Origin of the sequence: Klebsiella sp. K-Nf6 (assembly GCF_002806655.1) — a bacterium.
Lineage (GTDB): Bacteria > Pseudomonadota > Gammaproteobacteria > Enterobacterales > Enterobacteriaceae > Klebsiella > Klebsiella variicola.
Genome location: NZ_PIBN01000003.1, coordinates 234,440 through 247,864, shown reverse-complemented (window position 1 = coordinate 247,864; position 13,425 = coordinate 234,440). Strand labels below are relative to the sequence as shown.

Genomic DNA, 13,425 nt, shown 5'->3' with positions numbered 1-13,425 from the left:
GCAGACTGTTTTAAGCCTGTTTGAGACGTTCATTGAGCGTCTCGAGGATCCAGGTATTTACGGAAACCTGTTCCTCCGCAGCGGCGGAGCTAAGACGCTCACCAAATGACTCAGGATAGCGCAGCGTGAAGGTTTTCAGCTTTTCCGGGTGAGCATAAGGCTCAATCCCCGCTTCATGACAATCTGCGAGATATTCCTGTAATGATATCTCGCCCTCCTGTTGTAACCCTTGAATGCTATCGGAAACAAAATCGCAATATCCTGATAATCCCAGGAACTTACCACGGAATGCATTGAGCTCAGGCACGTAATTGATAACGGCAGGCTGGCCGGCAATCTCCATTGAGTTTGGCGTTTTAGGTTTGATCATGGTTTTACCCCTATAGTGATTAACCAATCGCGCACGCTCTCCACGGCGCCTTTGTCGGTATCCGGCGAAGGGTGAGGCCTGTGAAAGCTGGCAATGCTGTGGTTCAACAAAAATTTACAGCGCGAGCCGCGTCCTTCTTTAATCTCCCCGCCCAACGCTTTAATTAGCGATTCAATGTCGGCCCATTTAATGCCCTGTGGGACAGGGATTTTAAACAGTTGCTCCAGCGTGTGGCGCTGTTTATTACGTAAAGATAAAACCTGCTGGTCCATCGCCCTGCCCCATGATTTCATCCATTGAAGTCAAGCTAATGATAGCACAAGATGAAGTCAAGCCGTATCCTGATGAACTTTGTTTATCAACAGTTGATAAACCACATAAACTATACGCTTTGTTAATTATCCCTCTTCGCCAATAATGGCGCCTCATTTAACGATCTCGTTATGGCGAGGCTCCTGCATAAATACAAGTTACCGCCCTGTTGGTATCGAGAGAGACCACTCAGGGAAATACAGGCTTCCATCGAATCAAGGTGTTGCCAAGGTAACTTCTGGCGGTCATGACCGTTCAGATACGTTATGCAGTGCTAAAACCAGGACGTAGGGATCTGCCTGCGCTAACCCTGTCTTGTTCGCCCCTATGAGTGATTTTTTATAGGGATTTTAATCATGTCTTCCATTCAACTCTGCGCCGCCCATCAGGCAACCTCTGGCTTCGACGGCGATGCGATCGCCCAGTACATGCGTACCGATTTTATTACGCTGCAGGAACATCTCAGCGTCCATGAGGCGCGCGAACACTTTATCTCCCAGCTGGACAGCGATGATATTCCCGGCCAGGTGTTTGTCGTTGCCGGCAGGAAACTGCGCGGCAGCCTGTCGGTCAAAAAGCTCCTGCAGGAAGGGGATGTCGGGCAGTCTATCCGCTACCTGATGGACAGCTGCCTGTTTCGCGTCAAACCTGACGACGAGCGCCCGCAGGTGATTGCCGAGCTCAGCGAGCGCGGCCTCGACCTGGTACCGGTCGTCGATAAAGGCGAGCTGGTCGGCTGCCTGATGGAAAAGGAGATCGCCCATCTGCTGGAGGATGACGTCACCGAAGACGCCCAGTTGCAGGGGGCGACGCTGCCGCTGGAAAAACCGTACCTCGAGATCAGCCCCTGGACGCTGTGGAAGAAGCGCTCGGTGTGGCTGCTGCTGCTGTTCGTGGCCGAAGCCTACACCAGCAGCGTGCTACAGCATTTCGAAGAGGCGCTGGAATCGGCCATCGCGCTGGCCTTCTTTATACCACTCTTGATCGGCACCGGCGGCAACAGCGGAACGCAAATCACCTCGACGCTGGTGCGCTCGATGGCGCTGGGGGAAGTGCGGCTGCGCGATATGGGGCGTGTGATCCGCAAAGAGGTGTCGACCTCGTTTCTGATTGCCCTGACCCTGGGGCTGGCGGGCTGCCTGCGCGCCTGGATGATGGGGATAGGCATGGAAATCACGCTGATCGTCAGCCTGACGCTGGTTTGCATTACCCTGTGGAGCGCGATTGTCTCGTCGATCATTCCGATGGTGCTTAAGCGGATCGGCATCGACCCGGCGGTGGTTTCCGCGCCGTTTATCGCCACGCTGATTGATGGCACCGGGCTGATTATCTATTTCAAAATCGCCCAGTATTTTCTTGGGTTGAACTGATCAAGTAGGCCCGGGCGCCAGAGTGCCCGGGCACGTTAATTAGGCTTCCACCAGCGCCTGCGCGCAGGCCCAGGCGCTTGACCACGCCCACTGGAAGTTATACCCCCCGAGCCAGCCGGTGACGTCCATCACTTCGCCGATAAAGTAGAGACCCGGCGCCTTACGCGCCTCCATGGTACGTGATGAGAGTTCGTTAGTGTCGACGCCGCCGAGCGTCACTTCCGCCGTCCGATAGCCTTCGGTGCCGTTCGGCTGCACGCGCCAGGCGGTTAACGTCTCCACCAGCGACTGCTGATCGCGAACGTTCAGTTGCTTCAGTGTCACATCAGGTATCTGCCCAAGCTGCTGTAAACATTCGACCAGCCGCTTCGGCAGCTGCATCGCCAGGGTGTTCTTCAGACTTTGGTTGGGATGCGCGCTGCGCTGCTCGTTCAGGAATTCGTCAAGATGACAGTCCGGCAGCAGATTGACGGTGACGAACTCGCCGGGCTGCCAGTAGCTGGAAATCTGCAGCACCGCCGGCCCGGAAAGGCCGCGATGGGTAAACAGCAGATTTTCGCGGAACAGGGTGCCATCCTCGGCGGTAATGGTAGAAGGCACTGAGACGCCGGAGAGCACCTGCAGCTGCTCGAGCAGCGGCTTATGCAGGGTAAACGGCACCAGCCCGGCGCGGGTCGGCAGCACCTTCAGGCCGAACTGCTCGGCCACCTTGTAGCCAAACGGCGAGGCGCCGAGCCCCGGCATCGACAGACCGCCGGAGGCAATCACCAGCTTTTTGGTCATCAGCGTTTCGCCGTTCACCTGTAGCCGGTAGCCTTGTTCATCTCGCTCGACGCTGAGGATTTCGCTGCGCAGGCGGATCTGCACGTCGCCCTTTTCGCATTCCGCGAGCAGCAGATTGACGATCTGCTCCGCCGAATCATCGCAAAACAGCTGGCCGAGGGTCTTCTCATGCCAGGCGATGCCATATTTGCCGACCAGCTCGATAAAATCCCACTGGGTATAGCGCGCCAGCGCAGATTTGCAAAAATGCGGGTTTTGGCTCAAATAGGCCGCCGGCTCAACATACATGTTGGTAAAGTTGCAGCGGCCGCCGCCGGACATCAGAATTTTTCGTCCCGGCTTTTTGCCATTATCGAGCAGCAGGACGCGGCAGCCCAACTGCCCTGCCTGCGCTGCACAAAACATTCCCGCCGCACCGGCGCCGATCACAATGGCATCAAACCTTTCCACTCAACTTTCCTCATTCCCCAATTGTCGGGAATTGTAAATATTTCACTCTGGTCGCACCAGCACGATAAAAACAGCATTCAGTTACGTCTTTGAAAGATATAGGATTACTCTCAACCGGGTAGAAACCAGACAGGAAGAAAATCAAAAAAAGTCTATATTTCACTTTGCCCGCGCCGCTAAAGTCACTGATAATGCGCCGCGTTCATGTCCTCAAAATGGCGTAACGTCCTATGCTACATTTATTTGCCGGTCTGGATTTACATACCGGACTATTATTATTGCTTGCTTTAGCTTTTGTACTGTTTTACGAAGCGATTAACGGTTTCCATGATACCGCAAACGCGGTGGCTACGGTTATCTACACTCGCGCAATGCGGTCGCAGCTCGCTGTGGCGATGGCGGCGCTCTTCAACTTTTTCGGCGTTCTGCTGGGCGGTCTCAGCGTAGCCTATGCCATTGTGCATATGCTGCCGACCGATCTGCTGCTTAACATGGGTTCCGCGCATGGCCTCGCCATGGTGTTCTCAATGCTGCTGGCGGCGATCATCTGGAACCTCGGCACCTGGTATTTCGGCCTCCCGGCCTCCAGTTCTCACACTCTGATTGGCGCCATCATCGGTATTGGTTTAACCAATGCGCTGATGACCGGTACTTCAGTGGTTGATGCGCTGAATATCCCGAAAGTGATTGGTATTTTTGCTTCGCTTATCATCTCGCCGATCGTCGGTCTGGTGATTGCGGGCGGCCTGATTTTCATTCTCCGTCGCTACTGGAGCGGTACCAAGAAACGCGCGCGTATTCACCTGACCCCCGCAGAGCGTGAAAAGAAAGACGGTAAGAAAAAACCGCCGTTCTGGACCCGTATCGCCCTGATCCTGTCCGCTATCGGCGTGTCGTTCTCCCACGGCGCCAACGATGGGCAGAAAGGCATTGGTCTGGTGATGCTGGTGCTGATTGGCGTCGCCCCGGCGGGCTTCGTGGTGAATATGAACGCCTCCGGTTACGAAATCACCCGTACCCGCGATGCGGTCAACAACGTCGAAACCTTCTTCCAGCAGCGCCCTGACCTGCTGAAGAAAGCCACCGGCGTTGACCAGTTGGTTCCGTCTCCGGATACCAATACCGCGGCCAACGGTGAGTTTCATTGCCATCCAGCAAATACCATCAACGCGCTTGACCGCGTGAAGACTATGCTGACCGGCGTTGAAACCTACGATTCACTGTCACCGGATCAGCGCGGTCAGCTGCGTCGCATTATGCTCTGCATCTCCGATACCACCGATAAAGTGGCGAAGCTGCCGGACGTCAGCAATGACGACCAGCGTCTGCTGAAGAAACTGAAAACCGATATGCTGAGCACCATTGAGTACGCGCCAATCTGGATTATTATGGCGGTCGCGCTGGCGTTAGGTATCGGCACCATGATCGGCTGGCGCCGCGTGGCGACCACTATCGGTGAGAAAATTGGTAAGAAGGGCATGACCTACGCACAAGGTATGTCGGCTCAGATGACCGCGGCGGTTTCTATCGGCCTGGCGAGCTACACCGGGATGCCGGTTTCCACCACCCACGTGCTGTCCTCCTCAGTGGCGGGGACAATGCTGGTGGATGGCGGTGGTCTGCAGAAAAAGACCGTAACCAGCATCCTGATGGCCTGGGTGTTGACCCTTCCGGCAGCGATTATCCTTTCAGGCGTCCTTTACTGGCTCTCCCTGAAACTGATTTAAACGTCATTCGATCAAAACGGGTCAGCTTGCTGGCCCGTTTTTTTATCCCGAAGATGTCGTTAGTGCCAGATCATCAGCGCAATCAGGCTCACCACCACCAGACCGCACAGCGCGCTGGTCAGGATAAACTGACGACGGACACGTTCGCAGCGACGAATAAATTCATCATCGTGATGGTCACGGTAACGCTGGGCATAGATATACCAGACCAGCCGCATCTGTTTGCTGGGCTGCCCATGCGAGGTAAAAAAACCACCGCCATCAACATACTGATAGAGCAAGGGATCGCAACCACGTAGCACCACTAATAATGCACGCAACGATGAGAAGTAGCGTGCCATATTCACCACACAAACGACACACAGGGCCCAAAACAGCGCAATAGTGCTGATCATACCTCCTCCCCGGCGACCCGCCCACGGAGAAATCCTCCGCGGCTACCGCTCCCCAAATAACCCACGACGATACCGTAAAGAGTGCGATTCCGATCACATTTATTTTTCCGACCGGCTCATTAAATAGTGTAGGAGATCCATTAATTTTTTTACCACAAGGTTATTCGTTATCAATACGTAAGACGGATAAATTTGTTTAACTTTTAGGTGAACCCAGTGCATTGACGGAGTGCGGGGGGCGCTATAAGGTAGGAAATATCTTCTACAATGAAGTCCTTAAAGGCTACCCTCCCGCGAATGTAGCACGCAGGACGCGGGCGAAACGGCAGCGCCAGCTGCCAGGTCCAATGGTCATCGACAAACTTATGGAAGGAGTAACACTATGGCTTACAAACATATTCTTATTGCAGTAGACCTGTCCCCGGAGAGTAAAGTACTGGTTGAAAAAGCCGTTTCTATGGCCCGCCCGTATAACGCGAAAGTGTCCCTGATCCACGTGGATGTGAATTACTCCGACCTCTACACCGGGCTGATTGACGTTAACCTCGGCGACATGCAAAAACGCATCTCCGAAGAGACCCATCACGCGCTGACCGAGCTCTCGACCAACGCGGGCTACCCGATCACCGAGACCCTGAGCGGCAGCGGCGACCTGGGTCAGGTGCTGGTCGATGCGATCAAAAAATATGATATGGATCTGGTGGTCTGCGGCCACCATCAGGACTTCTGGAGCAAGCTGATGTCCTCTGCCCGCCAGTTGATCAACACCGTCCATGTCGACATGCTGATCGTTCCGCTGCGCGACGAAGAAGACGAATAACCTTCGCTTTTTCCACACCCAAGACGCCCGCCGATGCGGGCGTTTTTTATTTCAGCCCTCCGCCGCCCACAACAGAGCTTCAATCCATAAACAAGCCATTCAATTAGTGTGATCAACCAGTTATTCGCCAAAACATCTATATAATAATCTATTCATTAAGCCAATAACCGCAGCATGGCGAGTTATCAGACATTTTCAGCGCGTTCTGGCATACGCGTTCATACTTTTTGGGAAAGTAAAACAAGGCGAAGGAATATGAATACAACTGCACCTACGGGCTTGCTGCAGCAACCTCGTCCGTTCTTCATGATCTTCTTTGTGGAGCTCTGGGAACGTTTTGGCTATTACGGCGTTCAGGGGATCCTGGCGGTCTTCTTTGTCAAACAGCTGGGCTTCTCTCAGGAACAGGCCTTTATCACCTTCGGCGCCTTCGCGGCGCTGGTTTACGGGCTGATCTCCATTGGCGGCTACGTGGGCGACCATCTGCTGGGGACCAAACGCACGCTGGTGCTCGGCGCGATTGTGCTGGCGATCGGCTACTTTATGACCGGGATGTCGCTGCTGAAACCGCAGCTGATCTTTATCGCCCTCGGCACCATCGCCGTCGGCAACGGCTTGTTTAAAGCCAACCCGGCGAGCCTGTTGTCAAAATGCTATCCACCGAAGGACGCCCGTCTCGACGGGGCGTTTACCCTGTTTTATATGTCGATAAACATCGGTTCACTGCTGTCGCTCTCGCTGGCGCCGGTGATCGCGGAAAAGTTTGGCTATGCCGTGACCTACAACCTGTGCGGCGCGGGACTGATTATCGCGCTGCTGGTCTACGTCGCCTGCCGCGGGATGGTGAAAGATATCGGCTCCGAGCCGGATCACCGTCCCCTCAGCCTGCGCAATCTGGCGCTGGTGCTGGCCGGTACCGTAGTGATGATTTTTCTCTGCGCCTGGCTGATGCATAACGTGATGGTCGCCAACCTGGTGCTGATTGTCCTGTCGGTCGTGGTCATTGCGTTCTTTTTCCGCGAAGCGTTTCGCCTCGATAAAACCGGGCGCAACAAAATGTTCGTCGCCTTTATCCTGATGATCGAGGCGGTGTTGTTCTACATTCTGTATGCCCAGATGCCGACCTCGCTGAACTTCTTCGCCATCAACAACGTCCATCATGAGATCCTGGGCTTTACCATCAACCCGGTCAGCTTCCAGGCGCTCAATCCCTTCTGGGTGGTGGTTGCCAGTCCGGTGCTGGCGGCGATCTACACCCATCTCGGTCACAAAGGCAAAGACCTGACCATGCCGGTGAAATTTACCCTCGGGATGTTCCTCTGCGCGCTGGGGTTCCTCACCGCCGCGGCCGCCGGGATGTGGTTCGCCGACGCCCAGGGATTAACCTCGCCGTGGTTTATTGTGCTGGTCTATCTGTTCCAGAGCCTGGGCGAACTGCTGATCAGCGCCCTGGGGCTGGCGATGGTTGCCGCGCTGGTGCCGCAGCATCTGATGGGCTTTATTCTGGGGATGTGGTTTCTGACCCAGGCCGCCGCGTTCCTGCTGGGCGGCTATGTGGCGACCTTCACCGCAGTGCCGGAAAACATTACCGATCCGCTGCAGACCTTGCCGGTCTATACCGATGTGTTCAGTAAAATTGGCCTGGTGACGCTGGGCGTCACGGTGGTGATGGCGCTGATGGTGCCGTGGCTGAACCGGATGATTAATACCCCGGCCAGCGCCGAGTAACCGTTTAAGATGGCCGATCCGCGCTGGCGCCGTTTGTTCAGATATTGCGGTTCCCGGCTTGCGCTACGCTGAGCCGGGCGACAATTCGGTAGCCCGGATAAGGCGCGTTGCGCCGCCATCCGGGAGATACCACCACGGCGTAATATTACTCCGGCGTACCGGCGTAGATATCAAACCGATGTCCTTTGGTCACTACCGCGTTCGGCGTGGCGACCTCCGCCAGCGGCGGCGCATAATCCGGGCGCTTTACCACCACCCGTTTGGTCGCCAGCTGGCGCGCCGGGGCCAACAGGCCATCGGCGTCTAAATCGGGCCCCACCAGCGACTGAAAGACGCGCATCTCTTTCTTCACCAGCGCGCTTTTCTGCTTATGCGGGAACATCGGATCGAGGTACACCACCTGCGGACGCGGGGTGATATCGGTCAGCGCCGTCAGGCTGGAGGCGTGGATCAGATGTAGCCGCTCCTGCAGCCAGCCGCCAATTTCCGCATCGGCATAGCCGCGCGCCAGGCCATCGTCGAGCAGCGCGGCGACCACCGGATTACGCTCCAGCATTCGCACGCGGCAGCCGACCGACGCCAGCACGAAGGCATCGCGTCCCAGCCCGGCGGTGGCGTCGACGACATCCGGCAGGTAATCGCCTTTAATGCCCACCGCTTTGGCGACCGCTTCACCGCGGCCGCCGCCAAACTTGCGCCGGTGGGCCATCGCCCCGCCGACAAAGTCGACGAAGATGCCGCCAAGTTTGGGCTCATCGCGCTTACGCAGCTCCAGATGCTCCGTCGTCAGCACCAGCGCCATCAGATTATCGTCATCCTGCTCCAGCCCCCAGCGGGCGGCTAAAACAGATAAGGCGCCGTCTCCGGCGCCTGTTTCATCAATTAAGCAGATCTTCACCGCAGACTTAACCCTTGATCCCGTAGTGCTCCAGCATCGCGTCCAGCTGCGGCTCACGCCCGCGGAAGCGTTTGAACAGCACCATCGGCTCTTCGGAACCGCCACGGCTCAGGATATTGTCGAGGAACGACTGACCGGTTTCGCGGTTGAAAATCCCCTCTTCTTCGAAGCGTGAGAAGGCGTCCGCCGCCAGCACGTCGGCCCACAGGTAGCTGTAGTAGCCCGCCGCGTAGCCGCCCGCGAAGATGTGGCTGAAGGCGTGCGGGAAGCGGCCCCAGGTTGGGCCCGGCACCACAGCGACCTGCTTTTTAATCTCGGCCAGAGTCTCAAGAATTTTCGCCCCCTGCTCCGGCTTGTACTCCGCGTGCAGGCGGAAATCGAACAGGCCGAACTCCAGCTGGCGCAGAATAAACATCGCCGCCTGGTAGTTTTTCGCCGCCAGCATTTTCTCCAGCAGCTCCTGCGGCAGCGGTTCACCGGTTTCATAATGGCCGGAGATGAACGCCAGCGCTTCCGGCTCCCAACACCAGTTTTCCATAAACTGGCTCGGCAGCTCGACGGCATCCCATGGCACCCCGCTGATGCCGGAAACGCCGGCGGTATCAATGCGGGTCAGCATGTGGTGCAGACCATGGCCAAACTCGTGGAACAGGGTGATCACTTCATCGTGGGTGAACAGCGCCGGTTTGCCGTTGACCGGGCGGTTGAAGTTACAGGTCAGGTAAGCGACCGGTTTCTGCAGGGAACCATCCAGTTTACGCATCTGGCCGACGCAATCGTCCATCCACGCCCCGCCGCGCTTATGTTCACGGGCATACAGGTCAAGATAGAAGCTGCCGCGCAGCTCGTTATTTTCGTCATACAGCTCGAAGAAACGCACTTCCGGATGCCACACATCGACATCGGTACGCTCTTTGGCAGTAATGCCGTAAATGCGCTTAACCACTTCGAACAGGCCGTTAACGGCTTTGTTTTCCGGGAAATAGGGGCGCAGCTGCTCATCGCTGATGCTGTAGAGATGCTGTTTCTGTTTTTCGCTGTAGTAGGCGATGTCCCACGGCTGCAGTTCATCAACGCCAAACTCGGCTTTGGCGAAGGCGCGCAGCTGGGCCAGCTCTTTTTCGCCCTGCGGACGGGCGCGTTTGGCCAGGTCGGTGAGGAAGTCGAGCACCTGCTGGGGATCCTCCGCCATTTTGGTGGCGAGGGATTTAAACGCATAGCTGTCAAAGCCCAGCAGTTGCGCCAGCTCGTGGCGCAGGGCGAGGATCTCCGCCATCACCGGGCTGTTATCCCATTTCCCGGCGTTCGGGCCCTGATCGGAGGCACGCGTGGAGTAGGCACGGTACATCTCTTCGCGCAGCGCCTGGTTGTCGCAGTAGGTCATCACCGGGAGGTAGCTCGGGATATCCAGGGTCAGCAGATACCCTTCCTGCTCTTTCGCCTGGGCCTGAGCCTGAGCGGCGGCCAGCGCGCTTTCCGGCATGCCGGCCAGATCGGCGACGTCGGTCACCAGCTTGTTCCAGCCCATGGTGGCGTCGAGGACGTTGTTACTGTACTGGTTGCCCAGCTCAGAGAGGCGCGCGGCGATTTCACCGTAGCGTTTCTGCGCCTCCGGCGGCAGGCCAATACCGGATAATTCAAAATCGCGCAGCGCGTTGTCGACCGCTTTTTTCTGCGCGGTATTCAGCGTGGCGTAGTTATCGCCATCGCGCAGGTCGCGGTAGGCTTTATACAGGCCTTCGTGCTGACCGACCCAGGTGCTGTACTCGGAGAGCAGCGGCAGGGTCTGTTCGTAAGCTTCACGCAGTTCCGGGCTGTTTTTTACCGAATTCAGATGGCTGACTGGCGAGAAGATGCGTCCCAGCACATCGTCCACTTCCGCCAGCGGCTGGCAAAGATTTTCCCAGCTATACGGCGCGCCGTGCGCCACCGCGCTTTCCACCGCGGCCCGGCAATCATCCAGCGCTTTGGTGACCGCAGGGACCACGTGTTCCGGTTTGATCGCAGAAAAAGGCGGCAGGGAAAAAGGCGTCAGTAATGGATTGGTCATATGCGCTGTCCTGTTGAAAAGGGTGAATGAAGCGCGCGTCCGGCGCTTATGCATGAGATCTAGAATGGGGGATAGTTGGGGGAATTTCAATGACGGGCGGTGCGTCATCCTGGGTATTGCTGCGATAAGTCCGCCCGTTGCGGGAAAAGGCCGACACGCGGTGCAGCGTGCCGGAAACCGCATTAATGCCTTTTTTGCGCCATCTCCCAGGCCGCCGACAGATTCAACCGCTGCCAGAATTGTTGTTCGGGGGTGGCGCCGGAAAGGGGGTAACCCGCCGGCAGCGCGGTGTTGACCATCAACGCCCGACGCTGGGCCGCTGACAGCTGCGGCAGGGCAGCCTCCAGTAACACTTCCGCCCCCTCAGGCACCTGCAGACGCGGCTGCGGCCCCTTCTGCTGCGGCAGATCGTAGGTCATGGTGAAACGAGAGAAATCACGCATCGCCGGATCGCGCCAGGGATCGTCTTTCACGCTGCTCTTCGCGCACTCAGCAAGCGATGTGCCGCAGGCTTTCGCCAGCGCGGCGCGCAGCTGATCGCGGGCTTCGTTAAATAATACCCGGTAGTGCGGATCGTTAAGATAGTGGGCTACGTTGCGCTCAGCCACCATCCGCGAGCCGATCACGTCCAGCGGATAGTGGACGCCCAGCACGATGCGCGAGTAGCCATAGCGGGCGCCGCGCGCCACCAGCGCGTCGTAGCGCTCCGGGATCATCGCCGCCAGCAGCAGCGCATCGGTATAGCCGGTGTTGGTGTGGCCGCTGGGGAACGAGCCGCCGTCGGCGGTATAGGGCTGGTTATCCTTCACCACCACGTCGTCCGGCACCAGGTGAATGGTGTTGCCCTGAACCAGAAACGGCCGCGGATTGTTGAAGTGCTTTTTCGCCTCGCCGGTGCTGACTTCCGAGGCTTTGATCAATGCTGCCGCTTTCCCCAGCGCGCCCTGGTCATAGGCGGTCAGAAACGCTTTGCCCAGCCGCGGCCCCAGCGCATCGCTGAGGAAGTAGAGGTAGCTAATCCCTTCCGCATCGGCCAGCGCCTGACGGCGTGTCGTCTGCACGGCATCGCGATTGATGCTAGTCACCGTCGCCAGATTCTGCTTCACGACGGTCTCCGGCAGGGTGCTGAACGCCGACAACAGCGCAATACCCGCCTGCTGGTTGGCCCGGGTCTGGAAGTCATAGCCGCTGGCCTTCAGCCAGGCGGTATCGGCCTGAGTTTTGTTTTGTTTCGTGTGCGCCAGCCGATCGCGGGTCAGCGTGGCGGCATCCCCCTGCAGAGCATGACGTAGCTGCGTCAGCGCCTGTTGCTCAAGATCGTCATACGCCTGGCTGGAGGCCGCCGGCGTCACGCTATTGGCGAGGGCCGCCGCCCTGTCCAGCGGGATGTCTTTGGCCAGAACCGGTTGCGCCAGCAGCAGCGCGACGGCCAGCAGTGAGAGTTGCCTTTTCATTATTTTTCCTTTTATTCAAATAATTACCTTGCCTGTACCCGACGCTAGCGCGGCCGTTTGACGTTTTTATGACAGCGTTATGTTTTGCAACGCTTTTGGCACAAATGAAACAGCACGGCGGCGCAGCGGTAATCTCGGCCGATCTGCGGTAAACTATCGGTTAACTTGTTTACTTCCCGGAATCTCTGTATCCATGCTCAGTTATCGCCACAGCTTTCACGCAGGCAACCACGCCGACGTCCTCAAACACACTGTTCAGAGCCTGATCATCGAAGCGCTGAAAGAGAAAGAAAAACCGTTTCTCTACCTGGACACCCACGCTGGCGCGGGCCGCTATCAGCTGAGCGGCGAGCACGCCGAGCGTACCGGCGAGTATCTCGAAGGCATCGCCCGCATCTGGCAGCAGGACGACCTGCCGGCAGAGCTGGAGCCGTATATTTCCGTGGTCGAACACTTCAACCGTAATGGCCAGCTGCGCTACTACCCGGGCTCTCCGCTGATCGCCCGCCAGCTGCTGCGCGAGCAGGACAGCCTGCAGATGACCGAGCTGCACCCGAGCGACTTCCCGCTGCTGCGCGCCGAGTTCCAGAAAGACAGCCGCGCGCGCGTCGATAAAGCCGATGGCTACCAGCAGCTGAAAGCCAAACTGCCGCCGGTTTCACGCCGTGGTCTGATTCTGATCGACCCGCCGTATGAAATTAAAACCGACTATCAGGCGGTGGTGACCGGGATCCACGAAGGCTACAAACGCTTCGCCACCGGCACCTACGCCCTGTGGTATCCGGTAGTGCTGCGCGCACAGATCAAACGCATGATCAAAGAGTTAGAAGCCACCGGCATTCGCAAAATTCTGCAAATCGAGCTGGCGGTGCGTCCGGACAGCGACCAGCGCGGCATGACCGCCTCCGGGATGATCGTCATCAACCCGCCGTGGAAGCTGGAGCAGCAGATGAACAATGTGCTGCCGTGGCTGCACAGCAAGCTGGTTCCGGCCGGCACCGGCCACGCCACCGTCAGTTGGATCGTACCGGAGTAATCGCAACCATCGGTGGAACCTTTTAAGCCTCG

Annotated in this window: 12 protein-coding genes and 1 riboswitch; of the genes, 5 read left to right on the top strand and 7 right to left on the bottom strand. The window is 57.5% G+C overall.

The window, feature by feature from the left end:
- Nucleotides 1-10: 10 nt before the first annotated feature.
- Both CWM61_RS07550 and CWM61_RS07545 read right to left on the bottom strand, forming a co-directional pair.
- Nucleotides 11-370 (bottom strand): type II toxin-antitoxin system HicB family antitoxin, encoded by a 360-nt coding sequence (locus CWM61_RS07550; RefSeq protein WP_022066422.1) that lies wholly within the window; start codon nt 368-370, stop codon nt 11-13.
- Nucleotides 367-642 carry a type II toxin-antitoxin system HicA family toxin gene (locus CWM61_RS07545; RefSeq protein ID WP_074387014.1) on the bottom strand — a complete coding sequence of 92 codons (276 nt, stop codon included), beginning with the start codon at nt 640-642 and terminating at the stop codon, nt 367-369. The genes CWM61_RS07550 and CWM61_RS07545 overlap by 4 nt, the downstream gene beginning before the upstream one ends.
- Nucleotides 643-800: 158 nt before the next feature.
- A riboswitch (M-box (ykoK) riboswitch) is annotated at nt 801-982 on the top strand.
- A 56-nt stretch (nt 983-1,038) separates the two neighbouring features.
- Here CWM61_RS07545 and CWM61_RS07540 point away from each other — a divergent pair.
- Nucleotides 1,039-2,052, top strand: coding sequence for a magnesium transporter (locus CWM61_RS07540; protein WP_022066424.1), 1,014 nt, complete (start codon nt 1,039-1,041; stop codon nt 2,050-2,052).
- A gap of 39 nt (nt 2,053-2,091) precedes the next feature.
- Here CWM61_RS07540 and CWM61_RS07535 read toward each other — a convergent pair whose 3' ends face one another.
- On the bottom strand, nt 2,092-3,285 hold the full coding sequence (locus CWM61_RS07535; protein ID WP_074387012.1) for an NAD(P)/FAD-dependent oxidoreductase: 1,194 nt from the start codon (nt 3,283-3,285) through the stop codon (nt 2,092-2,094).
- Nucleotides 3,286-3,515: 230 nt separating this feature from the next.
- Between CWM61_RS07535 and pitA the strand changes: the two genes are divergently transcribed.
- On the top strand, nt 3,516-5,012 hold the full coding sequence (pitA, locus tag CWM61_RS07530) for an inorganic phosphate transporter PitA (RefSeq protein ID WP_061153045.1): 1,497 nt from the start codon (nt 3,516-3,518) through the stop codon (nt 5,010-5,012).
- Between the two features lie 59 nt (nt 5,013-5,071).
- On the opposite strand, the gene uspB is transcribed toward pitA, so the two are convergent.
- On the bottom strand, nt 5,072-5,407 hold the full coding sequence (gene uspB / locus CWM61_RS07525) for a universal stress protein UspB (RefSeq protein ID WP_002921203.1): 336 nt from the start codon (nt 5,405-5,407) through the stop codon (nt 5,072-5,074).
- Nucleotides 5,408-5,789: 382 nt separating this feature from the next.
- On the opposite strand from uspB, the gene uspA reads away from it, so the two are divergent.
- Together uspA and dtpB are read left to right on the top strand one after the other, a co-directional pair.
- Nucleotides 5,790-6,227, top strand: coding sequence for a universal stress protein UspA (gene uspA, locus CWM61_RS07520; protein WP_004145166.1), 438 nt, complete (start codon nt 5,790-5,792; stop codon nt 6,225-6,227).
- A gap of 255 nt (nt 6,228-6,482) precedes the next feature.
- Nucleotides 6,483-7,955 (top strand): dipeptide/tripeptide permease DtpB, encoded by a 1,473-nt coding sequence (gene dtpB, locus CWM61_RS07515; RefSeq protein WP_100631013.1) that lies wholly within the window; start codon nt 6,483-6,485, stop codon nt 7,953-7,955.
- 145 nt (nt 7,956-8,100) lie between these two features.
- On the opposite strand, the gene rsmJ is transcribed toward dtpB, so the two are convergent.
- The 3 genes from rsmJ to CWM61_RS07500 form a co-directional block, all read right to left on the bottom strand.
- A complete protein-coding gene (gene rsmJ / locus CWM61_RS07510) occupies nt 8,101-8,853 on the bottom strand; it encodes a 16S rRNA (guanine(1516)-N(2))-methyltransferase RsmJ (RefSeq protein ID WP_100631012.1) in 753 nt (250 codons plus the stop codon).
- Between the two features lie 7 nt (nt 8,854-8,860).
- Nucleotides 8,861-10,903, bottom strand: a complete 2,043-nt coding sequence (gene prlC / locus CWM61_RS07505; protein WP_032733902.1) for an oligopeptidase A — start codon at nt 10,901-10,903, stop codon at nt 8,861-8,863.
- A 182-nt stretch (nt 10,904-11,085) separates the two neighbouring features.
- Nucleotides 11,086-12,357, bottom strand: a complete 1,272-nt coding sequence (locus CWM61_RS07500) for an acid phosphatase (protein WP_032731403.1) — start codon at nt 12,355-12,357, stop codon at nt 11,086-11,088.
- Nucleotides 12,358-12,550: 193 nt separating this feature from the next.
- On the opposite strand from CWM61_RS07500, the gene CWM61_RS07495 reads away from it, so the two are divergent.
- Nucleotides 12,551-13,393: a 23S rRNA (adenine(2030)-N(6))-methyltransferase RlmJ gene (locus tag CWM61_RS07495; protein ID WP_008806933.1), complete on the top strand. Its 843-nt coding sequence runs from the start codon at nt 12,551-12,553 to the stop codon at nt 13,391-13,393.
- Nucleotides 13,394-13,425 lie beyond the last annotated feature (32 nt).